The sequence below is a fragment of the Paraburkholderia sp. SIMBA_054 genome (assembly GCF_046534875.1).
Lineage (GTDB): Bacteria > Pseudomonadota > Gammaproteobacteria > Burkholderiales > Burkholderiaceae > Paraburkholderia > Paraburkholderia hospita.
On the sequence record NZ_JAWRXV010000013.1, the window covers coordinates 88,620 to 110,412 of the forward strand.

The 21,793-nt window shown below is 62.8% G+C and carries 18 protein-coding genes; 4 read left to right on the plus strand and 14 right to left on the minus strand.

The annotated features are described in order from the left end of the window. Window positions 1–570: 570 nt before the first annotated feature. From SB822_RS17795 to SB822_RS17825, 7 genes are all read right to left on the minus strand, one after another. Window positions 571–951 carry a PaaI family thioesterase gene (locus SB822_RS17795; protein ID WP_007744521.1) on the minus strand — a complete coding sequence of 127 codons (381 nt, stop codon included), beginning with the start codon at window positions 949–951 and terminating at the stop codon, window positions 571–573. Between the two features lie 80 nt (window positions 952–1,031). Then, window positions 1,032–2,045 (minus strand): substrate-binding domain-containing protein, encoded by a 1,014-nt coding sequence (locus SB822_RS17800; RefSeq protein WP_007744518.1) that lies wholly within the window; start codon window positions 2,043–2,045, stop codon window positions 1,032–1,034. Window positions 2,046–2,081: 36 nt separating this feature from the next. Further along, complete coding sequence (locus tag SB822_RS17805; RefSeq protein WP_410855262.1) at window positions 2,082–3,179, minus strand: ABC transporter ATP-binding protein; 1,098 nt, start codon at window positions 3,177–3,179, stop codon at window positions 2,082–2,084. Window positions 3,180–3,189: 10 nt separating this feature from the next. Then, complete coding sequence (locus tag SB822_RS17810; RefSeq protein WP_410855263.1) at window positions 3,190–4,098, minus strand: carbohydrate ABC transporter permease; 909 nt, start codon at window positions 4,096–4,098, stop codon at window positions 3,190–3,192. Continuing rightward, a complete protein-coding gene (locus tag SB822_RS17815; protein ID WP_410855264.1) occupies window positions 4,098–5,054 on the minus strand; it encodes a carbohydrate ABC transporter permease in 957 nt (318 codons plus the stop codon). Before SB822_RS17815 ends, SB822_RS17810 begins: the two co-directional genes overlap by 1 nt. 6 nt (window positions 5,055–5,060) lie before the next feature. Further along, complete coding sequence (locus SB822_RS17820; RefSeq protein ID WP_410855265.1) at window positions 5,061–6,305, minus strand: ABC transporter substrate-binding protein; 1,245 nt, start codon at window positions 6,303–6,305, stop codon at window positions 5,061–5,063. A gap of 82 nt (window positions 6,306–6,387) precedes the next feature. Then, window positions 6,388–7,806: a GH1 family beta-glucosidase gene (locus tag SB822_RS17825; RefSeq protein ID WP_410855266.1), complete on the minus strand. Its 1,419-nt coding sequence runs from the start codon at window positions 7,804–7,806 to the stop codon at window positions 6,388–6,390. A gap of 387 nt (window positions 7,807–8,193) precedes the next feature. Between SB822_RS17825 and SB822_RS17830 the strand changes: the two genes are divergently transcribed. Beyond that, window positions 8,194–9,387, plus strand: coding sequence for an acyltransferase family protein (locus tag SB822_RS17830; RefSeq protein WP_007744504.1), 1,194 nt, complete (start codon window positions 8,194–8,196; stop codon window positions 9,385–9,387). A gap of 84 nt (window positions 9,388–9,471) precedes the next feature. On the opposite strand, the gene SB822_RS17835 is transcribed toward SB822_RS17830, so the two are convergent. The 6 genes from SB822_RS17835 to SB822_RS17860 all read right to left on the minus strand — a co-directional run bounded on the left by SB822_RS17835 (window position 9,472) and on the right by SB822_RS17860 (window position 17,377). Continuing rightward, the gene (locus SB822_RS17835; RefSeq protein ID WP_007744502.1) at window positions 9,472–10,518 is read right to left on the minus strand and encodes a hypothetical protein; all 1,047 of its coding nucleotides are present in this window, start codon (window positions 10,516–10,518) and stop codon (window positions 9,472–9,474) included. Window positions 10,519–10,704: 186 nt separating this feature from the next. Further along, complete coding sequence (locus SB822_RS17840; RefSeq protein WP_007744500.1) at window positions 10,705–10,878, minus strand: hypothetical protein; 174 nt, start codon at window positions 10,876–10,878, stop codon at window positions 10,705–10,707. Between the two features lie 102 nt (window positions 10,879–10,980). After that, window positions 10,981–12,810, minus strand: a complete 1,830-nt coding sequence (locus tag SB822_RS17845) for a diguanylate cyclase domain-containing protein (protein ID WP_410855267.1) — start codon at window positions 12,808–12,810, stop codon at window positions 10,981–10,983. Then, window positions 12,810–13,922, minus strand: coding sequence for a PotD/PotF family extracellular solute-binding protein (locus tag SB822_RS17850; RefSeq protein ID WP_079488546.1), 1,113 nt, complete (start codon window positions 13,920–13,922; stop codon window positions 12,810–12,812). The genes SB822_RS17845 and SB822_RS17850 overlap by 1 nt, the downstream gene beginning before the upstream one ends. A gap of 1,209 nt (window positions 13,923–15,131) precedes the next feature. After that, window positions 15,132–16,649, minus strand: coding sequence for an ATP-binding protein (locus SB822_RS17855; protein WP_410855268.1), 1,518 nt, complete (start codon window positions 16,647–16,649; stop codon window positions 15,132–15,134). After that, window positions 16,646–17,377 (minus strand): response regulator transcription factor, encoded by a 732-nt coding sequence (locus SB822_RS17860; RefSeq protein ID WP_009771640.1) that lies wholly within the window; start codon window positions 17,375–17,377, stop codon window positions 16,646–16,648. Before SB822_RS17860 ends, SB822_RS17855 begins: the two co-directional genes overlap by 4 nt. 191 nt (window positions 17,378–17,568) lie before the next feature. Here SB822_RS17860 and msrB point away from each other — a divergent pair, with 191 nt between their 5' ends. The 3 genes from msrB to msrA are packed head-to-tail and all read left to right on the plus strand — an operon-like array spanning window position 17,569 to window position 20,782. After that, complete coding sequence (gene msrB, locus SB822_RS17865) at window positions 17,569–18,102, plus strand: peptide-methionine (R)-S-oxide reductase MsrB (RefSeq protein WP_410855269.1); 534 nt, start codon at window positions 17,569–17,571, stop codon at window positions 18,100–18,102. Window positions 18,103–18,150: 48 nt separating this feature from the next. Further along, window positions 18,151–19,995, plus strand: coding sequence for a cytochrome c biogenesis protein DipZ (locus SB822_RS17870; RefSeq protein WP_410855270.1), 1,845 nt, complete (start codon window positions 18,151–18,153; stop codon window positions 19,993–19,995). 49 nt (window positions 19,996–20,044) lie between these two features. Continuing rightward, complete coding sequence (gene msrA, locus SB822_RS17875) at window positions 20,045–20,782, plus strand: peptide-methionine (S)-S-oxide reductase MsrA (protein ID WP_079488534.1); 738 nt, start codon at window positions 20,045–20,047, stop codon at window positions 20,780–20,782. A 70-nt stretch (window positions 20,783–20,852) separates the two neighbouring features. Here msrA and SB822_RS17880 read toward each other — a convergent pair whose 3' ends face one another. Further along, complete coding sequence (locus SB822_RS17880) at window positions 20,853–21,788, minus strand: aldo/keto reductase (protein ID WP_410855271.1); 936 nt, start codon at window positions 21,786–21,788, stop codon at window positions 20,853–20,855. Between the last annotated feature and the right edge of the window lie 5 nt (window positions 21,789–21,793).

Here is a 21,793-nt window from a genome sequence, read left to right on the forward strand (position 1 = left end):
GTGATCCACGTTCGTTGCCAGCGCTCTTGCGGTGCGCCTCACCCGCTTCACGCACCCGCGCTTCACCATGCCGTGCCAGATATTCCACCGCCGCCCAGGTGGCAAACTGTGTGTAGGCCGTAGCGACACACACGCTTCACTTCGGACCGATAGCGCACGCGTCCCACCATGTAAGAGCGCTAACGTGTACGACGCGACAACCTACACACAGTTTGCCACCTGGGCGGCACAAACCATTCGCTGCCGCTCGCTCGTGTATAGGAATTCGAAGCGGGTGAGGCGTTTATTCGAAGCGTTGGCAACGCGCGCCAATAGAGATGTTGCCGTGTGAAGCATAAGACCGGTTGGGGGCCCTCAGGCAAACACAAGAACTGACGGTGTGAGCCGCTTTCTTTTGCCTACTTTTCTTTGCGGCGGCAAAGAAAAGTAGGTGCCGCCCCGCACAGGGGCGACGCTTGAACAGCAAACACCATCACGCGGATGCCAGCGAAAAGGCAAAAAAACCAAACCGGATGCCAGCGCAAAGCCATATCAAACCACCCAGCGTCGCAGACAAAAAAAACACCCCACTCATGCGTACTTAAAAACCCCTTGCGCACTAGCAATCAACACCTTGTGATCGACCCACGCCTCAGCGCGAGCAAAGAACACGGACCGTCCTTTACGTTCAAGAAACCCTTTACTAATGACCTTTTCCCCGAGCCCCTTGTCGAGATAGCTGATCGTCAGCGACAACGTAAACGCGTGAATCGGATCACCTTCACTAAAGAGCCCCGAATAGCCCGCGGCAGCGTCAAGGAGAGTAGCAATCGCACCACCTTGCAAGACCCGCTGACGGTTAAGCGTCTCCGGCCGAATCGGCATCGTAAACTCGGCATAACCGCTCTTCCATTCGGTCAATTCGACCGCGAGCGATTCGAGAAAGGGATTATCGAGAGGCGGTGGCTGCATAGGAGCTCCTGCGGCGGTTGAACCCTCATGCTAATCCAGCACCGCAAACCGCGACAAATCAAGCCGTCGGCGAAACACTTTCACGCCGCTTTCGGCGGCCCAACCGAAGCCCGCATCGACACCGTCACCGGAAACTCGCGAAAGATATCCCACTTCGTCCCATAACACTGATTGATGAGCCAGCGCACCGCGTTCTGCGTCAACTCCGCTGTCGGAATATGCACCGATGTCAAAGCAGGTGCCGAATAAGCCGCCGAGTAATCATCGTCATAGCCGATCACAGACACATCGCCGGGCACCGAAATGCCCAACTGCTGAAACCGCGCAAGCGCACTGACGGCCATCGTATCGTTCGCACAAAAAAGCCCCGTAAACGGCACTTTCGATTCAAGCAACTGGCACGTCGCCGCATACCCGCCTTCCGGCGAAAAGTCCGATTCGATCAACGGCACCGACTCACGCGCAATGCCGTGACGCGCGAGTTCGTCGAAGAAACCTTCAAGCCGCTCGATATTGTCCGATGCCGTATACGGCCCCGAGATCACGGCGATCTTACGATGCCCATGCTCGAGCAGCGTCGCCGCCGCAATCTCACCGCCGCGCCGATGATCGGCGCAAAAGGACGCATCCGGCAACGCATCGAACGCGCGGTTGAGAAACACCATCTTCGGATGCATCTGGTGCAACTGATCGAGGTCTTCATCGTGCAGGTCGTGACTGATCACGACGACACCATCGCAATCGCGCCCGATCAGAAACTGCACGGCTTCGAGCGCCTGCTCGCGCGGTGTCGATTCGCCGCAACCCGTCGCCACCACCACGTGCCGGTGCACCGAGCGCAGTTCCAGATCGGTCTGCTTGAGGATCGTGCCGTAATACGAGCCGAAGAAAGTCGGCACGAACAGGCCGATGATGCCCAGTTGCTGCGTGGCCATCGCGCGGCCAATCGACGAAGGCCGGAAGTTGAGTTCGGCGATCGCGGCCTGCACGCGTGCAGCCGCCTCGGCCGATACGGGTCCTTTGCCGGAAATGGCGCGCGAGGCTGTCGAGAGCCCCACGCCCGCCAGCTCCGCTACATCTTTTAGGGTCGCCACGGTGTCTCCGTCCGCTTGTAGTGTTGCGCCTGCCGCTCAGAGGCGCGCCCCGCCCGCCTCGTCGAACAGCGATATATGTGCGCCATCGATCGCGAACGCCACTGAATCGCCAACGGCGACGGGCGTTTTCTCCTGATCGATCGACGCTATCTGAGTGCCATGATAATCGAGCCAGATAACCCGGTGGTTGCCCATTGGTTCGATAAGCGACACTTGCCCGCGCTGATTCGAGTCCGCGCCGATCCGCACGCGCACGTCCTCGGGCCGCACGCCAAGCACGCACGGTTTGCCGTAGTCGGGCTGCGCGGCGAACGCGTAGGGCGACACGTCGAGATCGAGCTTCGCGCCCGTAAAGCGCACGCCGTCACCCTGAGCATGCAGCGTGCCGTTCAGCAGGTTCATCGCCGGCGAGCCGAGAAAGGTCGCGACAAACAGGTTCGCAGGGCGCGCATACACCTCGGCGGGTGTGCCGAACTGCTGGATCACGCCGCTCTTCATCACGGCCATGCGCGTGGCGAGCGTCATCGCTTCGACCTGGTCGTGCGTCACGTAAATCATCGTGGCGCCAAGGCGCTGATGCAATTGCTTGAGTTCGCGACGCAATTCCGTGCGCAGCTTCGCGTCGAGATTCGATAGCGGCTCGTCGAACAGAAACACGTCGGCTTCGCGCACGATCGCACGTCCGATCGCGACGCGCTGCCGCTGTCCGCCCGACAGCTGCGACGGCTTGCGCTTGAGCAGGGGCCCAAGTTGCAGCATGTCCGACGCGCGCGCCACGCGCCGCTCAATCTCCGCCTTCGGTGTGCCGTTGATGCGCAGCGCAAACGACAGATTGAGCTCGACGCTCATCGTCGGATACAGCGCATACGACTGAAACACGAGCGCGATGCGCCGGTCTTTCGGATCGGCCCACGTCATGTCCTCGCCGCCGATCTCGATGCTGCCTTCCGTCACGTCGATCAAACCGGCAATGCTGTGCAGCAACGTCGACTTGCCGCAACCCGACGGTCCGAGCAGCACGACGAATTCCCCTGCGCGCACGTCGAGATCGAGCGCGTCGATCACCGTGTTCGCGCCGAGCTGGATTTTCAGGTCGCGGACCGCGACGTTTGCAATGTTCGGTACGGTAGCCATATTCGTCCCTTCAACCCTTCACTGCGCCGGACGCGATGCCGCGCACGAACCAGCGGCCCGAAATGAAATACACGGCGAGCGGCACGACGGAAGTCAGGATCGTCGCCGCCATGTTGACGTTGTAGATCTTCTCGCCTGTCGTCGTGTTGATGATGTTGTTCAGTTGCACCGTCATCGGCAGGTTGCGCGTGCCCGCGAACACGAGGCTGAGCAGGTAGTCGTTCCAGATGTTCGTCACCTGCAGAATCATCGCGACGACGATGATGGGCAGCGACATCGGCAGCATCAGTTGAAAGAAGATGCGCCAGAAACCGCCGCCATCGATACGCGCGGCCTTGAACAGTTCCAGCGGAATGCCCGCGTAGTAGTTGCGGAACAGCAGCGTCATCACGGGCATACCGAAGATCGTGTGAATGATCACGATGCCGGGGAGCGAACTGAACAGATGCACGCTCGCCAGCACGCGCACCATCGGGTAGATCATCACCTGATACGGAATGAACGCGCCGAGCAGCAACACGCCGAAGAACAGGCCCGCGCCGCGCGGCCGCCAGAACGACAGCGCATAGCCGTTGATCGCGCCGATCACGATCGAGAACACCGTGCTCGGCACAACGATGCGCACCGAGTTCCAGAAGCCCACGCGGATGCCGTTGCAATCGAGTCCCGTGCATGCCGACTGCCATGCATCGCTCCACGGTTGCAGCGTGAAGTGCGCGGGCAGTGCGAGCAGATTGCCCAGGCGGATTTCGTCCATCGGCTTCACCGACGTCACGAGCATCACGTAGAGCGGCAACAGGAAGAACAGCGCGGCGATAATCAGAAAGCCATAGATGCCGAGGCGCGACGGAGCAAAGCGCTTTCTGCGTGCATGATATTGCCGTGACACACGAGCGGAAGGTTCAAGCGTCGTGCTCATCACACCTCCTTGCGCGACGCGCTTCGGCTGCGGGCATACAGGAACGGCGCAAGAATCGCGAGCACCGTCGCGAGCAGCACGATCGACGCGGCCGACGCGAGCCCGATATTCGCACGCCCGAACAGATAGTCCATGATGAACTTCGCAGGCACTTCGCTCGCAGTGCCGGGACCGCCCTGCGTCATCGCAACGACAGCATCGAACAGCTTCACCACGGCGACGAACAGCAGCACGAACGCAGTCGAGATCGACGGGCCGAGCATCGGAATCACGATGCTCGCGTAGACGCGCCAGCGCGGAATACCGTCGATGCGCGCGGCTTTCCACAGCTCGTCGTCGATCCCGCGCAAGCCCGCCAGCATCACGGCCATCACGAGACCCGACGCCTGCCAGACGGTCGCGATCACGATCGTATAGATCACGAAGTCCTGATCGACGATCCAGTCGAAGCGCGCATGCGTGAAGCCCATCTTGTGCAGCAGCGACTGCGCGCCAAGCTCGGGGTTGAGGATCCATTGCCACACCAGACCCGTCGCGACGAACGACATCGCGTACGGATACAGGAACACCGTGCGCAACACGCCTTCCGCCATCACGCGCTGGTCGATGAAGATCGCGAGCAGCATGCCGATCACGATGCACGCGACGATGAAGCACACGCCATAAATCGCGATATGCTGCAGCGACACGAGCCAGCGGTCGTTATGAAACAGCCGCACGTATTGTGTGAAGCCGACGAAATCGTTCGATGGGAACGTGCGCGAGTTGCTGAGCGACACGCGCGCCGTCCACAGCATCGTGCCGAGATACGCGAAGACGACCGTGACTACCATCGGAATCAGCGCGATCCACGCGGCGAGCGACCAGCGCTTCCTCAACGGCCGCCCGCGCGTCTTCGCGACGGGCCGCCGGTTCGCTGTCATCTCGGGCAAGGCATGCGACTTGAGCGTGCCCATCGCGCGTCAGCCCTTCAGTGCGCTGGCAAAGGCCTTTTGTGCATCGTCGACCGACTGGTTCTTGTTCCAGAAGTTCGTGATGACGTCCGTCAACGCGCCCTGCATGTCAGGCGACAGGAGCATTTCCGGGTTCGGCAACTGGCGCGACTTGTCCTTCATGATCGCAATGCCCTCCTTCGCGCAGATGTCGAGCTGATTCACGTCGACGTCGGGCCGGATCGGGATCGAGCCTTTCTTCTCGCTGAACGCGACCTGCGCCTGCGGCGAGGTCATCACCGTCGCGAGCAGATTCTGCGCCTTGATCGCTGTCGCGTTATCCGTCTTCGGGAATACGAACACATCGCCCGCCACCAGATACGGCGAACGCGGACCAAAACCGGGGAAGCAGCCGAAGTCCTTGCCGGGCGCCTGCTTCGCCGCCGAAAATTCGCCCTTCGCCCAGTCGCCCATGATCTGCACGCCCGCCTTGCCGGAGATCACGAGCGCCGTCGCGTCGTTCCAGTTGCGGCCCGGCGAGCCGGCATCGACGTAATCATGCAGCTTCTTGAACGACGCGAGCACCTTCTTGAACGCATCCGATTTCACCGCGTTCTGGTCGCGGTCGCGATACACCTTCAGATACAGATCGGGTCCGCCGACATCGGCAAACACGGCATCGAACGTGATCTTCTCCTGCCACGGCTGGCCGCCCAGCGCGAGCGGTATCACGCCCGCTTTCTTCAGCTTGTCGAGATCGCCGACGAATTCATCGAAGCTCTTCGGGTCGCCCGCAATGCCCGCTTTCGCAAACACCGGCTTCGAATAGAAGAACCACGCGGGCATGTGGATATCGACGGGCGCCGCGTAGTAATGGCCGTTGACCTTGATGCTGTCGAGTATCGATTGCGGGAAAATGGCTGCCCAGTTCTCCTTCGTGGCAACGGCATCGACGTTGTTGAGCAGGCCCTGATCGATCAGGTCATGAAACTGCTTCGACGTGTTGAACTGCGCAGCCGTGGGCGGATCGCCACCGACAATGCGGTTGATCGCGGTCGCACGCGCCTGGTCGGCGCCCGCCACGGCGTTGTCGACCCACTGGCCGCCCGCCTGGTTGTACGCGTCGGCGAACTGCCGGATCGCCGCCGATTCGCCGCCCGACGTCCACCAGTGAATCACATTGGCCTTCAATGGCTCCGCTTGCGCGATGACGCCCGTGATGGCCAATGCGAGTGCGATACCGCTTTTCAACGCCCACTGTTTTCTGCTGTTCATTCCGTCTCCTTCAGGCTCGAGGCCCGATTTATCAGGTCGACTGCGTATCAGCTTCTTGTGACTGCGTGTCAGCGCGTCTTGATCAGCGCTGCTGTTTGCGCGCCTCGATGAACTTCGCGATCAGCTCGCCGCTGCGTTTGACGGTGCGCTGCTGCGTGCCGTAATCGACATGCACGACGCCGAAGCGACGCTCGTAGCCAAACGCCCATTCGAAATTATCCAGCAGCGACCAGACGAAGTAGCCACGAATATCGACGCCCTGCTTCACGGCCTGATCGACCGCGGCCAGATGCCGCTTGAGGAACGCGATGCGCTGCGGGTCCTCGACACGGCCGTTCTCCACCGTGTCGTCCGAGGCCATGCCATTCTCGGTGATATAGATAGGCGGCAGGTTCGGATACGTGCCGTGAAATCCCGTCAGCAGGTCTCGCAGGCCATCCGGATAGACTTCCCAGCCCATCTGCGTGCGTTCGACATTGGCCAGCGGCGCGTCGACGAAGCCGTGCGCGCCGTCGCTCTTCACATTGGTGCGGAAATAATAGTTGATGCCGAGAAAATCGAGCGGCGCCGCGATGGTTTGCAGGTCGCCTTCGAGCATGAGCGGCTCGGCGCCCGGCCACAGCTCCCATAGATCGGCCGGATACTCGCCCTTCAGAAGCGGATCGAGAATCCACGCATTGTGCTGCACTTCGAACAGATGCGCGGCGCGCTGGTCCGCTTCGCTCGACGTTGCAGTCGTACCGCGCCCCACGTTCGCAACGATGCCTTTCATCGACGACGGATCGTTCGCCCGCAGTACCTGGGTCGCCTGGCCATGCGCGAGCAGCAGATGATGCATCGCCTGCGTCGCGTAGCGCACGTTCGCAAGACCGGGCGCATGATGGCCGTTGCCGTAGCCGAGGAACGCCGAACACCACGGCTCGTTCAGCGTCATCCACGCGTCGACGTGACCCGACAGTTCGCGGCTCATCAGGTCGGCGTAGTCGGCAAAACGATAGACGGTCTCGCGGTTGAGCCAGCCGCCGCGATCTTCGAGATGCTGCGGCAAGTCCCAGTGATACAGCGTGACGAAGGTCTGCAAGCCCTTGTCCTTCAGCCTGCCGAGCAGCCGCTTGTAGAAATCGAGGCCCTTTGCGTTCGGGCGCCCCGCTTCGTCCATCACGCGCGGCCACGCAACCGAAAGCCGGTACGCCTCGAAGTTGAGCCCGGACAGCAGGTCGAGATCGCTTTCCCAGCGGTGATAGTGATCGCAGGCCACGGCGCCCGTGTCGCCCGCGAGCACCTTGCCCGGCGTCGCGGAGAACGTGTCCCAGATGGACGGCAGGCGGCCGTCCTCGGTGACGGCGCCTTCGATCTGATACGAGGCCGTTGCCGCGCCGAGCAGAAAGTCCTTGCGCCAGAGCACGGAGTCGGCGGATGGCGTGAAGGGATCGCTTTGCTGACTGCTCGACTGAATGCTGTTCGACTGAATGCCGCCCGGTGCCACTGCATCGTATGCCACGGAACCTCCTCTCGCTGAATGGTTTGATGTGTGTCTGAAACGAATCGATCGACGAAACGAAAGCCGGAGTGGAAGCGCTTCCACATGACCTGCGCACGATATCAGCGGCCCTTTCGGCGCAGCAATCAGGGTTTGTCTGGATCGGACAGAGGCCATCCGAAATCGCCATGCAACACGCATTGCAATACGGATCACGACCGGGGCGCGTTTCATTTGTCGTAACAATTAATCGGTGCCGGTACACAACGCGCAACGGGGATCGCTCGGCCAATGTCTCGGTGTTTTCCGACACCTCAGGGTTCAACCGGAAAGAACGTCATGGCAGACCGTTAAACTGAACTGTCGATGCGGAAACTTTTGGCGCATCCTTTTAAGAATGAGAGCCCAATGCGAGCGACGACCATTCAGGCCAACGGTATCGTTCCTGCGCTGACGAGCATCCGCTTTCTTGCAGCGCTGACCGTCGTCCTGTCGCATTACCGCGAACTCGAACTGCTCAATACGCCCGTTTCGTTCTTCAATTTCGTCGATGGCGGGCGCTCGGCTGTTTCCCTCTTCTTCGTGCTCTCGGGCTTCATTCTCACGTACACGTATCGCGATGAACTCGCGACGCAAGGCCCGCATAATTTTTACGTCGCGCGCGTCGCACGCATCTATCCGAACATCCTGTTCGCGCTCGCCATTGCATCCGTCACGACCGCGTACCTCGTCATCTCGCACAACGATGTGCTGTTGCTCAAGTGGTTCGCGCTGAAGACGTCGATCAATCTTTCACTGGTGGTGAGCTTCATTTGCCAGGTGTTCCTGATCACCGCCTGGTTCCCGTTCGCCGCGATCAATCAGCCGTGGAATGGTCCGGCTTCGAGCGTGTCGTGCGAGGCGTTTTTCTACGCGCTCTTTCCGTTGATCCTCGCGCGCTTCGTGAAGATGCGCGCATCGACGCTCGCCGTCACGCTGCTCGGCGTCTGGATCGCGCAGGGCCTGATGATCCTGTTCATCATGGCCGCGTTCCCCGTCTCGCGCAGTCACTTCCTTGCGGGCACGCTGCCGCTGTGCCGGATCGCCGAGTTCATGCTGGGCATCGGCGCGGCGCTCGCATTCCAGACTTTGCGCACGCGCGGTGTGTCGATGCATGGCCGTGGCATCGCGCTGGTGTCGGGTTCCGTCGTCGTGCTGATCGTGCTCGCGCTGTGGCAACCCACCACGCCCGTGTTCTATCCGCAAAGCCCGTTCTTCGCGACCTTGATTCTCGGCCTCGCGCTGCTGGAACGGCCCGTGATCGGCCTGCTGAATCAGCGCTGGCTCGTGCGCTTCGGCGAAGCGAGTTATGCGCTCTTCCTGATTCACGTGCCGCTCGCGTATCTCGCGTGGCTTGTGGGTTTTCGCGCGAGCAACGGCTGGATTCCGCTCACGTTCACGCTGCTGTTCAGCGTCATCGTGTTCACGTATTTCGAAGAGCCGATGCGCCGGCGCATTCGCTCGCGTTTTCGCAGCAAGCCGCTCGTGCCCGCAAGCGTGGTTGCGGAAACCGTGCCTGTCGATCCAACCGTGACGGTTGGGCCCGGCATGAAGCCGAGCTGAGCTTCCACCTCAACTTCCACTTCTCGCACAAAACACAAACGGCGCTTCACGCGCCGTTTGTGTTTGTACGTCTGCCTTGTTCATTTACGCCCAGTGCGCCGGAATCCACACGCGGCCGACCCAGTGTCCCGGAATCCAGACGGCGGGACGCGGCATCGGTGCGACATACACGACATGCGGGGGCGGCGGCGGAGCGACGACCACCACACGTGCGGGCGGCGGCGGCACGACGACGGGAGCCGGCGCGACCACCACAGCGGCCGGCGGGGGCGGCGGAACCACGACGACGGGCGCGGGCACAGGCGCGGCGACGATCACAGCGGGAGGCGGCGGGACGATCACAGGCGGCGGCACCACGACAGCCGCGCCGACCGTCGTCGTGCCCGTCACCACAGCCGTGCCGCCCGTCGTGACAACGCCGCCATGCACGACCGTGCCGCTCGTCGTCACGGTGTTGCCGTGCGTGCCTGTCGCGCTGCCCGACGTGACGACTACGCCAGGCGCCACGCTCGTTGCGCTGCCCGAGTGTGTGACCGTGCCGCCGTTGCTGCCCGTCACGGTGCCCGAGCGCGAGCACGTCCAGCCGCCGCAGTTCGTCGATGCCGAGTGGTTGTAGCTGTTGCCGTTGCCGCCCGTCACGGTTCCCGACGACGAGTATTGGCCGGCGCCGTTGCGCGTCACGTCACCCGACGTCGATGCCGTCTTGCCGTCCGAGCCCGTCATCGTGCCCGTATGGGAGCAGGTGCCGCTTGCGCAGCTGGTGTCGCCGGAATGCTGCACTGAGCGGCCGTTCGGTCCGTAGGCCGTGCCCGAGTTGGAGAACTGGCCCGGCGACGTACGCGTGACGCTGCCCGAGTTGCTCGCGACGCCGCCGTAGGGGCCGGCCACGCCGCCCGCGTGGTTGCAGGTGCCGCCGCTGCAGTAGCCGCCGTGCGCGCCGTTGTATTCGCCGTGCGACGTGTACGCGGTGCCATGGCCGTACCAGCCGGCCCAAGCGGGCACGCTGACGAGCGACGCGCTTGCGCCGATCACCGTCGCTGCCGCTGCCAGCGCGATGCGGCGCGCAGCGGATGCCGACGAACGGTTCAGCAGACCAGACAACGAAGAGAAGATGTGCGAGCGGGTTTTCACGGCAGTGTCCTTCACGGTTCGGGCCACTTCGCGTTTGCAGTGTGGCGACGGAATGAATCGTAGAAGAAACTGCCCTTCAGGTCAGTTCAAAAACTATGTCGGGAAATGTCACAACATGTGTCGCGGCAGGTCACGGCGACGTGCAAAAAATGCCTGTGCCGTGACCTGCGTGCGTGCGATGAAATGCTATGAAGAGCGGTCGCGGCCACGCGCGCGGGTTGCGCCCGTGACGACGCCGATGCCGAGCAGAATGACGGCGACGATCAAGACGTAATGCTGCGCGACGTGCATGGTGACGAGGGCCCACGACACGCCGCCAATGAAAATCAGCCAGCCGATCAGGTAAATGGCCAAGGTCATCGGGTTCTCCTTTCCGCTTTGACATGCAAGCTTTTTGCAAGAACCATGCCGCGTGGAAAGCCACCTGACCCAATGCGTCTGTTCAGCCCGTTTGTTCAGCCCTTATGCAATGACGTCGGTGCCGTCATCGGCAGGCTCGACCTTTTCGGATTCGCGCTCGCTTTTGCGCTGCTTGCCGCGTCCGGTGCGCGCGCGCCGCATGTCGATCAGCTCGCCATACGACAGCCACGCACCCGAGCCGCCCGACTTCGCCGCGTACATTGCGGCGTCCGCGTTGAGCAGCAACGCTTCGGCGGAATCGCCGTCCGCCGGGAACTGGCTGATGCCGATGCTCGCGCCGACGGCCATCGGCTGATCGTCGATCATCAGCTCGTCGTCCAGCGTGCGCACGATGCGCGCAGCGATCGCGGGCGCCGCATCAGCGGAACGCTCGCCCTTGACCAGCACAATGAACTCGTCGCCGCCCAGGCGCGCGACGATGTCGCCCGTATGCAGCACATCTTGCAAACGGCGCGCGACGACGGCAAGCACGTCGTCGCCGACGGAATGGCCGTATTGATCGTTAATCTGCTTGAAGCGGTTCAGGTCGATGAACAGCACGGCAAGCCGCTCGCCGCTCACCCGCGCCCGGTCGATCGCTTCCTCCAGCTTCTGCATGAAGAGCATCCGGTTCGGCAGCCCCGTCAGTCCGTCGTGGCTCGCGAGATGCGTGAGCTCGTGCTGCTTGCTGCGCAGTTCGTCCATCTGCACGCGGATCTCGCGGCGCATGCGGTCGAAGCAGCGCGCGAGCACGCCGATTTCATCCGTGCGCCTGAGCGGCAATGCGTCCACCGTGTGCTCGGAGAAAAAGTGCGTGGCGGCTTCCGCGAGACTATGCAGCGGGCGCGTCAGCGCGCGGGCGAACAGAATGGCGAGCAGGATCGCGAACGCGCTGAAAATCAGCACCATCCGCACGATGCTGTTGCCGAGCATGTTCGCGCCGACGAGCACCTCGTGCAGCGGCTTCCCGAGCCCGATCACGATGAAGCGGTTGCCCTGCGACTCGCCGAACGGCCGGCGCACGAACGAGAATACGTGCCCCGTCGCTTCGTTCGGTTGCGTGAGTCCGTTCATCAGCACCGGCTGGGTCGACTGCTCGAATAGCGGTTTCGTCGCCGCGAAGCTTTCCTGCATGAACACGCGCCTGCCCTTGTCGAAGCCGAACGTCAGCGACGGGTCGGGATGCACGAGAAAATCGCCCCACTCGTTGGCGAGATAGACCTGATAGTCGGCGGGGAGATCGGCTTGCGAGAGCCGCAACAGGCTCGCGAGATCGACGTCGATCACGACCACGCCGACCACGTCGCCGCGCACGTTGGCGACAGGCGTGCCGACCCGCAGCGTCGGCTTGCCCTCGGCCGCGTGCGCGCCGTGCTCGTGATTGACGGCAATGGGGGAAATGTAGACGCGCCCCGGCGGCAGCGCGAGCGTATCGAACACATACGCGAACTGCCCTTTCTCCTGCAGCGCGCTTTCCTGCACGCGCACCGTGCCGCCCGATTCACGGTCGATACGGATCAGCTCCAGCCCATAGTGGTTGCGCGCGATGAGCCTGACCTGCAGATACTCGGGGTGCTGCGCAATAAAACTCGCGAACACCTGCGCGAGCCGGTCGCGCGTCGGGTTGTCGACGGACCTGCCGTCGTCGTTGAGCGCGACGGTCGCGGCCGACGGCATCGTCGACAGCACCAGCGCGTCCGCGGCGATGTCGTTGATCGCCATCGTGAAGCGCTGGCCGAGCAGTTCCGTCGATGTGAGCAGACTGCGCTCCGCTTCGTGCACGAGCATCGTGCGGTTCGCGCGATACGCGTAATAACCCGTCGTGCCGGACGCGAGCACGCCGATCAGCGCGAGCAGCACTGAGAGCTTGAAGGTGAGCCCGGGGCGCATCATCAGAAACGCTCCGGGCGGTCGCCCGAGACGATGCGGCTCCACAGCGCCTCGCGTTTCTCGATGTTCTCGACGGGTTCGATCCAGAGGATGTGGCTCTTGTCCGTGTTTTCGGGCGACTCGGTGAGCGTGTTGGCGAGACCCTGGCGCTGCGTCAGCAGCCGGCTGACATCCGGCTCCAGCATGTAGTTGATCCATGCAAGCGCGAGCGGCCGGTTCGCCGCTGCGCTCGTCATCGACCAGCAGTCGAGCCATGCGAGCACGCCTTCGTCGGGAATCACATAGCCGACGTCGGCGCCCGCGCGGCGCAGCAGTTCGAGCTGCTGCGTGCCGTAGTTGCCGAACATCAGCGCGACCTTGTGCTGCACGAAGAACGCAGCGGCCTCTTCCGGCAGGTTGTAGTACGTCAGCAGATTGCGCCGTAGATCGATCAGCTTGCGCGTGATGGTCTGAATCTGCGCGCCGTTCAGCTGAAACGGATCCGGGTAGCCGAGCGCGAGCGCCGTGAACGAGAAATTGTGCTGCGCGCTGTTGTAGTCGAGTACCTTGCCGCGATAGCGCGGATTCCACAATTCGTTCATCGAATGCGGCGCGACGCTCACCTGCTTGCGGTCGTAGATGAGGCCCATCGTCGAATAGGTGAACGGAATCGCGTAGACGGCGCCTTGCTTCGTCAGTCCGTCGATCGACGACAATGCGCGAAAGCGCGGCAACTGCCGTTTCGTGTTCGGCAGACTGCCGAGATCGAGCGGCGCGAGCAGATTGTCGTGTGCGTAGCGCTGGATTTCAGCCGTATTTGCCGCGAGCACGTCGAACTGCGGTGCCTTGCCCTGATGCATCTTGTCCCACAGCGCTTCATCGGAATCGATCAGCGTGACTTCGACTTTTGCGTGATAGCGGCTCTCGAAACCTTTCACGACGTCGGGGTCGGCATAGCCCGGCCATGCGAGCACGCGCAGCACGTTCTCGGCCGCTGACGCATGCGCGATCAGCATGCAGCAGCCGATAAAAAGGATGACTGCGTCAAGGAAACGATTGGGACAGACAGCCGCGCACGCGATGCGGGCAGGCATGCCCCGCTGCCAGACACATGCATTTGAGTAGCACCACCGCATTTCGTCTGTCCTTATTGCGATCCGACTTCAATGCACTTTAAAGCGCACACCAGGGCGGCATCGGCTCGATGGCGGTGATGCGGCCGCCACATACGAGGGAAACGGCGTTTGGTCGCATGCGGGAGACGCGCGACGCTTTTCTTCGGGAGAAGGAACAGCAGTCTAGCGGAATCGCGGGCGCCAAAATATACCCTGTTGTGGTCTAACTGCAGATAACGGCCTGCATGGCCGCTTCTTTAACGATTGGGGTGCTCAAACTTTTCAAACAGCGTTTCAGAAAATTACCGCGGGTAAGGTGCGTGGGGCGCACTTCAATTTTTCGTGCGTTTCAAACTGGTGTTTGGATTTGGCTTGTTTTGTAGGGGTTTTATGTACTTGCTGGGAAGCGTTTTATGCCCTTGCGCTGGCATCCGCTTTTGAGCCTGGCGGTTTGGTTTGGTTTGCTTGTGTTTGCGCTGGCATCCGCGCTACGGTGTTTGCTGTTCAAGCGTCGCCCCTGTGCGGGGCGGCACCTACTTTTCTTTGCCGCCGCAAAGAAAAGTAGGCAAAAGAAAGCGGCTAACACCGCCAACATTTCTTCTTGCCTGAGGGCCCCCGAAGGTTCTTACGCTTCACGCCGCAACCACGTGACCGACGTTCGTTGCCAGCGCTCTTGCGGTGCGCCTCACCCGCTTCACGCGCCCGCGTTGCGGCACGCTGTGCCAGATATTCCACGGCCGCCCAGGTGGCAAACTGTGTGTAGGCCGTAGCGCCACACACGCCTCACTCCGGACCGAAAGTACACGCGTTCCTACATGTAAGAACGCCACGCTATACGCCGCGACACCCTACACACAGTTTGCCACCTGGGCGGCAGAAACCATTCGCTGCCGCTGGCTCTTGTGCGGGTGTCTGAAGCGGGTGAGGCGTTTATTCGAAGCGTTGGCAACGCACGCAAACAAAGACGCTGCCGTGTGAAGCGTAAGACCGGTTGGGGGCCCTCAGGCAAACACAAGAGCTGGCGGTGTTAGCCGCTTTCTTTTGCCTACTTTTCTTTGCGGCGGCAAAGAAAAGTAGGTGCCGCCCCGCACAGGGGCGACGCGTGAAGCACGAAGGCATAACGCGGATGCCAGCGCAGAGGCATAAAAGCCAAGCGCCTCGCGAATGCCAGCGCAAAGGCAGAAAACCCCAAAAACGCCAAACCTCCCGCACGAACCCCTGCGTGCAAATCTACTGCATGGACGCCACCACGCGTCCCCCCTTCTGCACACTCCCCGCCGGATGCAATTCAAAACAAAACGCGGTCCCTGCGCCATCCCGCTCAACAAGCCGTATCTGGCTATCATGCAACTGAAGCATCCGCTGCACGATCAGCAGCCCCAGCCCACCGCGATGCGCGCCGCCCGACGTAAACGCACGCTGGAACAGACCCGCGCGCACTTCCTCCGACATGCCCGGCCCCGTATCGCTCACCGTCACCGACACCTTACCGTCCCGCACCGCAAGCTCAACATCGACTGCGCCCGCATCCGGCGTATGACGGATCGCGTTATCAAGCAGATTGGTCAGCACGCGCTCGATCATCCCAAGGTCCGCCGTCACGTTAGGCAAACGCGGCGGAATGCCCGCACGCAGCTGGATATGCCGCGCTTCGGCAGACAGCTCGAACTTCTGAAACACATCCTGCAACAGATCGACCAGTGAGAAATCCTCAAGCGCAAGCTGCACGTTGCCGTGCTCCAGCCGCGCGAGCTCGAACAGCGACTGCGCAAGCCTGCCGACCTTCACGCTCTGCCCAAGCGCGATAGCCAGATAGCGCTTGCGCTCGGCATCGCTCAGCGTGTCCGATTTCATCGACAGCGTTTCCAGGTAGCCGTGCAGCGAAGTCAGCGGCGTACGCAGATCGTGTGAAATGTTCGCCACCAGTTCGCGCCGCTCCTGGTCCTGCCGCGTCAACGCGCGCCATTGCTGGCCGATGCGCTCGGCCATCTGCGCGAACGTCGATTCGAGCGTTGCGATTTCGTCGCGTGAATTCGAAGGCGACGGGCGCGCCGCGTTGGCAATCGAAGGTTGTGTATCCGGCTCGCCATTCGCATCGAACTTGCGCATCGCGTCGGTGAGACGGCGCAGCGGCCGTGTGATCAGCCCGAACGCCATCAGCCCCGCCACCAGACCGAGCAGCGCGACGACCGCCATCGACCACAACGTCGTGCGCAACACGGAGCTTGCCGCGACGCGCGCCGCGAGCGCATCGTGCGCTTCACCTTGCAGCACGACGTACAGGTATTCCGGCGGCCGGTTGCTCGCGTGCGGCAGCAACGCCGCGCTGAAAACCTTGCGCCCGTCGACGCTACGCGGGTCGTCGCCGAGTATCGGCAGCGGATCGCCAGCGATGAACTCGCGCACCGGCCGCACGTCGACCTGCATCCGCTTCAGATGGCCGGCGGGCGCGTCGTCGCCTTCGATATGGCCGTTCTGATCGAGCAGATACACCTCGACGCTCGGATTGACCACCATCAACTGCCCGAAAATCTCACGCAACGCGTCCTTGCGCGAGCCGTCGTTGCTGTCGTCCGCCAGTGCCGGACTGCGCGCGATATGCGAAGCGAGATCGCGCGACAGGCTCTGGATCACTTCCTTTTCGTGCAGATCGCTCGAACGTATCTGCAGCCATGCCGACGCGCCGCAGCACGCGAGCAGCAGTATGGAAAACACCAGCGACAACCGCTGTGTCAACGACAGATTCACGACGCGTCTCCTTCGTGCGCCGCGGGATCGGCGACGAACTTGTAGCCGCGTCCCCACACCGTCAGGATGCGCGTGGGCTGCGCGGGGTCGGCCTCGATCTTCGCGCGCAGCCGGTTGATGTGCGTATTGACGGTGTGCTCGTAGCCTTCATGCTGATAGCCCCACACGGCGTTCAGCAGATCCATGCGCGAGAACACCTTGCCCGGGCGGCTCGCGAAGAAGTACAGCAGATCGAACTCGCGCGGCGTCAGTTCGATCCGCTTGCCGTTGACGCTCGCCTCGCGCGTGAGCGGATCGATGAACAGGCCGGCGAGGTTCAGGCTGCCCGCTTCCATCCGCGCGTCTTTCGCCATCGCATCGACGCGTCGCAACAGCGCCTTCACGCGCGCGACCAGTTCGAGTACGGAAAAAGGCTTGGCGAGATAGTCGTCCGCGCCAAGCTCCAGACCAAGAATACGGTGCACTTCGCTCGAACGCGCGCTGGTGATGATGATGGGCGTATAGCGCGCCATCGCGCGGGCACGCCGGCAGATCTCCAGGCCATCGACGCCCGGCAGCATCAGGTCGAGGATCAGCGCATCCCAGTTGCCCTGCTCCAGCAGCCGCAGCCCTTCGTTGCCGTCGGCGCTATGGACGACCTCGTAGCGTTCGTCCCGCAGGTGCAGGCTCAGCACATTTGCTATGTCGACATCGTCTTCGACGATCAGTACGCGCTTCGGATGGTCCATCGGCTGGCTTGAATCAACGTGGGATTGAATGCAGGGATTAAACGTTGCCATACAACGTTTACAGCACTGACATTGTGCAGAATTTTCGGCCGCCGGGTTATCACAATTAATTTAAGTTTTCGTGAGGACCTGGATATCACAGCGGACTTACGCTACGCCATATTCAATCGAGTCGCACCAAGGAGCACACGATGAAAAGCCGCAGGCGGTTCCTGTTATCGGGCGGCAGCGCGCTCGCCGCGCTGGCTGCGCTCACGCACTGGCGCGCGTTTGCAGCGGGCGGGCCGAGCTCAGCGGACGCGAAGAACGCAGCGGGTGGCGCACCCGCGCGCTTCGAAGTCACGCGTTCCGATGCGCAATGGCGCGCGCAGCTCACGCCTGCGCAATACCACGTGCTGCGCGAGGAAGGCACCGAGCGCCCGTACAGCAGCCCGCTGAACGACGAGCATCGCAGCGGCGTGTTCGCCTGCGCGGGTTGCAGCCGCGAACTGTTTTCGTCGAGCACGAAGTTCGACAGCCATACGGGCTGGCCGAGCTTCTGGGCGCCGCTCGATCATGCTGTCGCGACGCGCGAGGACGGCTCATGGGGCATGGTGCGCACGGAAGTGCATTGCGGTCGGTGCGGTGGCCATCTGGGACACGTGTTCGACGACGGCCCGAAGCCGACGGGCTTGCGCTACTGCATGAACGGGCTCGCGATGACCTTCACGCCGCGCGCCGCCTGACATCTTCTTTCATAGCCCCATTTCGCACGATCAACCATCCCAACGATCATGTTACTCATTGTCCTCGCTTACCTCGGCGGCGCGCTCACGATCCTGAGTCCGTGCATTCTGCCCGTGCTGCCCTTCGTTTTCGCGCGCGCCGACCAGCCGTTCGCGCGCTCCGGCTTGCCTCTGCTCGGCGGCATGGCGCTCACGTTCGCGCTCGTCGCGACGCTGGCGGCTGTCGGCGGCGGCTGGGTCACGCAGGCCAACCAGTACGGCCGCTGGATCGCGATCGTGCTGCTCGGCGTGTTCGGCCTCACGCTACTGCTGCCGCGTCTCGCCGACCGTTTGATGCACCCGCTCGTCAGCGCGGGCAACCGGCTGTCCGAGCTTGCGCAGACGGACGGCGCAAAGCCGCGTATCGGCTCGTCCTTTCTGCTCGGCATCGCAACGGGCCTGCTGTGGGCGCCGTGCGCGGGCCCGATCCTCGGCCTCGTGCTGACGGGCGCCGCGTTGCGCGGCGCGAGCGTCGGTACGACCTTTCTGTTGCTCGCGTATGCGGCGGGCGCAGCGACCTCGCTGGCCATTGCGCTGTTGATCGGCGGACGGGTCTTCACGGCGATGAAGCGCTCGCTCGGCGCGGGCGAATGGGTGCGGCGCGGAATCGGCGTGGCGATGCTGTGCGGCGTTGCAGCGATCGCGCTCGGGCTCGATACGGGCGTGCTGACGAAGGTATCGACGGTGGCGACGAGCGGCATCGAGCAGCACCTCGTGGACAGCCTGTCGCCGCGCAAACTGGCCGGCGACGCGATGATGTCGGCCAATGTGTCGAACGATGGCCCCGCCATGATGAAGGCCGCCGACGTGCAGCCCGCCTCCGCCAACGTCACACCGCCCGCGGGCACGATGATGCGCGCATCGGCTGCGGCCGCGCCGCTGCCCGTCGAAGGCACGCTGCCGTCGCTGACGGGCGCGGTGCAATGGCTGAACTCGCCGCCGCTCACGAATGCGCAGTTGAAGGGCAAGGTCGTGCTGGTCGATTTCTGGACCTATTCGTGCATCAACTGCCTGCGCACGTTGCCGTATGTGAAAGCGTGGTCGCAGAAGTACCGCGACATGGGGCTCGTCGTGATCGGCGTACATGCGCCGGAGTTCGCATTCGAGCGCAATATCGATAACGTGAAGAAGGCCACGCACGATCTCGGCGTCGATTACCCGGTCGCAATCGACAACAACTATGCGATCTGGCGCGCGTTCGGCAACCAGTACTGGCCGGCCCACTATTTCGTCGATGCGCAGGGGCGTGTGCGTCATCATCACTTCGGCGAAGGCGAGTATGAACAGTCGGAGAAGGTGATCCAGCAACTGCTCGTGGAAGCGGGTCATCCGGAAGCGGCTCAGGTGGCGACGGGTCTCACGCAGCGCGCGAAAGGCGTCGAGGCGGCCGCCGACGGCAACGACATGAGGTCGCCGGAAACGTACATCGGCTATGCGCGTGCCGAGAACTTCGCATCGCCGGGCGGCGAAGCCGAGAACCGCGCGCACACCTATGCCGCCCCGTCGAGCCCCGACGTCAACGACTGGGGACTCGCGGGTACGTGGAAAGTGGGCGCCGAACACGCGACGCTCGCCGCGCCGAACGGACGCATCGTCTATCGCTTCCATGCGCGTGACCTGCATCTGGTGCTCGGGCCGGGCGCAGCCGGCAAGCCGGTGCATTTTCGCGTGACGATCGACGGCGCCACGCCCGGCGATGCGCGCGGCACCGACGTGGGCGCCGACGGCACGGGCGTCGTGACGGAACAGCGTCTCTATCAGCTCGTGCGTCAGACGGGCGACGTGGCCGACCACACCTTCACGATCGAGTTTCTCGATCCGGGTGTCGAGGCGTACGCGTTCACCTTCGGCTAACCGGATTCCGACTGACTGCACATCACCCTGTTATTCGAGGACTATCACCGTGAACAAGAAACTCATCACAAGCGCATTGGGCTGGACCCGCACGTCGGCGGGCAGGATCGTGGCGTGCGTCGCCATCGGCGCGGGCGCCATTGCGTGGCAGCACGTTGCGTCGGCGGAACAGGCGGTCCGGATTCCGCCGCCCGCGCAGGACGAAAAAGCGGGCAGCGCGCACACGGAAACGGCCGTCTTCGCGGGCGGCTGCTTCTGGGGCGTTCAGGGCGTGTACGAACACGTCAAGGGCGTCCAGCAGGTCGCGTCGGGTTACGCGGGCGGCGCGGCGAACACCGCTCAGTACGAGACCGTGAGCGGCGGCGACACGGGGCATGCGGAGTCGGTGCGGATCACGTATGACCCGACGCAGATCACGTATGGCCGGTTGCTGCAGATTTTCTTCTCGGTCGCGCACAATCCGACCCAGTTGAACTACCAGGGACCGGATCACGGCACGCAGTATCGTTCGGTGGTGTTTCCGCAAAACGCCGAGCAGCGTGGCATCGCGCAGGCTTACATCGCGCAGTTGAACGGCGCGAAGGTGTTTTCCGCGCCGATCGTCACGAAGATCGAGGACTTCAAGGGCTTTTATCCTGCCGAGCAGTATCACCAGAACTATCTGGTGCTGCATCCGGACTCGCCGTACATCGCGATCAACGATCTGCCGAAAATCGATTATCTGAAGAAGATGTTCCCGGATGTCTATCGCAACGATCCTGTGTTGCTGAAGGCATCGGCTTCATGATGGTGGCGCGCCGCGCGCCCTGATGTGGCCTGTCATATGGCCGCGCGGGGCGTTGTGGTTGCGTCGTCTTTTACCCGCCCACGGCCTCGACGATCCGCTTGCACATCGCGTTGTCCGGGTATGGGCCCACGCCTGCTTGGACGTTGTCGGCCATGTACTCGGGGCGTCCCGTGCCGGGAATCACGACGGTGACGGCGGGTTGCGCGAGCACGAATTTCAGCAGCAGTTGCGCCCACGTCGTGCAGCCGATGTCGGCGGCCCACGCGGGCAGCGGTGTTTTGCCGACGCGCGACAGTAACCCGCCGCCGCCGAACGGCTGATTGATCACGACACCGATGCCGAGATCGCGTGCCAGCGGCAGAATGCGCTGCTCGGCGTCGCGATCGTCGGCGGCGTAGTTGATCTGCACGAAGTCGGGCTTCTCGCTGCGCATCACGCTGGCGACTTCATCGAACGCGCCGGACGTGTAATGCGTAATGCCGATATAGCGAATGCGCCCGCGCGCTTTCCAGTCGCGCAGCGTGGCGAGTTGCGTGCGCCAGTCGACGAGGTTGTGCACCTGCATCAGGTCAATCTTCGGTTGTTGCAGGCGGCGCATCGACTCTTCCATCTGCGCGATGCCTGCGGCTTTGCCTTGCGTCCACACTTTGGTCGCGACGAACGCCTTGTTGTGCGCGTCGAGCCGCGTGAGCAACGTGCCCGCGACGGCTTCGGACGAGCCGTACATCGGGGATGAGTCGATCGTCGAGCCGCCCGCTGCGAACAGAACTTTCAGCACTTCGGCGAGCCGCGCCTGGCCGTTCGGATCGTCGCCGACGTCGAAGGTGCGCCACGTGCCGCAGCCGACGACGGGCAACGGTTCCCCCGTCGATGGGATCGCGCGCCGCTCCATGCCAGGCGTTGATTTTTGCTGGGCGGCGCTGAGGGATGGGATAGACATCGCGAGCGGCAGCATTAGCGCGCGTTGCAGGAAGTCGCGGCGCGCGGACGGTCGATGAGGACGCATTGACG

Excerpts from the sequence above, each read along its gene's own strand:
- SB822_RS17880 (WP_410855271.1), bottom strand. The coding sequence starts at position 21,788 with ATGCGTCCTCATCGACCGTCCGCGCGCCGCGACTTCCTGCAACGCGCG.
- SB822_RS17805 (WP_410855262.1), bottom strand. The coding sequence starts at position 3,179 with ATGGCTACCGTACCGAACATTGCAAACGTCGCGGTCCGCGACCTGAAA.
- SB822_RS17845 (WP_410855267.1), bottom strand. The coding sequence starts at position 12,810 with ATGATGCGCCCCGGGCTCACCTTCAAGCTCTCAGTGCTGCTCGCGCTG.
- SB822_RS17815 (WP_410855264.1), bottom strand. The coding sequence starts at position 5,054 with ATGGGCACGCTCAAGTCGCATGCCTTGCCCGAGATGACAGCGAACCGG.
- msrB (WP_410855269.1), top strand. The coding sequence starts at position 17,569 with ATGAAAAGCCGCAGGCGGTTCCTGTTATCGGGCGGCAGCGCGCTCGCC.
- SB822_RS17850 (WP_079488546.1), bottom strand. The coding sequence starts at position 13,922 with ATGCGGTGGTGCTACTCAAATGCATGTGTCTGGCAGCGGGGCATGCCT.
- SB822_RS17870 (WP_410855270.1), top strand. The coding sequence starts at position 18,151 with ATGTTACTCATTGTCCTCGCTTACCTCGGCGGCGCGCTCACGATCCTG.
- SB822_RS17840 (WP_007744500.1), bottom strand. The coding sequence starts at position 10,878 with ATGACCTTGGCCATTTACCTGATCGGCTGGCTGATTTTCATTGGCGGC.
- SB822_RS17820 (WP_410855265.1), bottom strand. The coding sequence starts at position 6,305 with ATGAACAGCAGAAAACAGTGGGCGTTGAAAAGCGGTATCGCACTCGCA.
- SB822_RS17795 (WP_007744521.1), bottom strand. The coding sequence starts at position 951 with ATGCAGCCACCGCCTCTCGATAATCCCTTTCTCGAATCGCTCGCGGTC.
- SB822_RS17830 (WP_007744504.1), top strand. The coding sequence starts at position 8,194 with ATGCGAGCGACGACCATTCAGGCCAACGGTATCGTTCCTGCGCTGACG.
- SB822_RS17810 (WP_410855263.1), bottom strand. The coding sequence starts at position 4,098 with ATGAGCACGACGCTTGAACCTTCCGCTCGTGTGTCACGGCAATATCAT.
- SB822_RS17860 (WP_009771640.1), bottom strand. The coding sequence starts at position 17,377 with ATGGACCATCCGAAGCGCGTACTGATCGTCGAAGACGATGTCGACATA.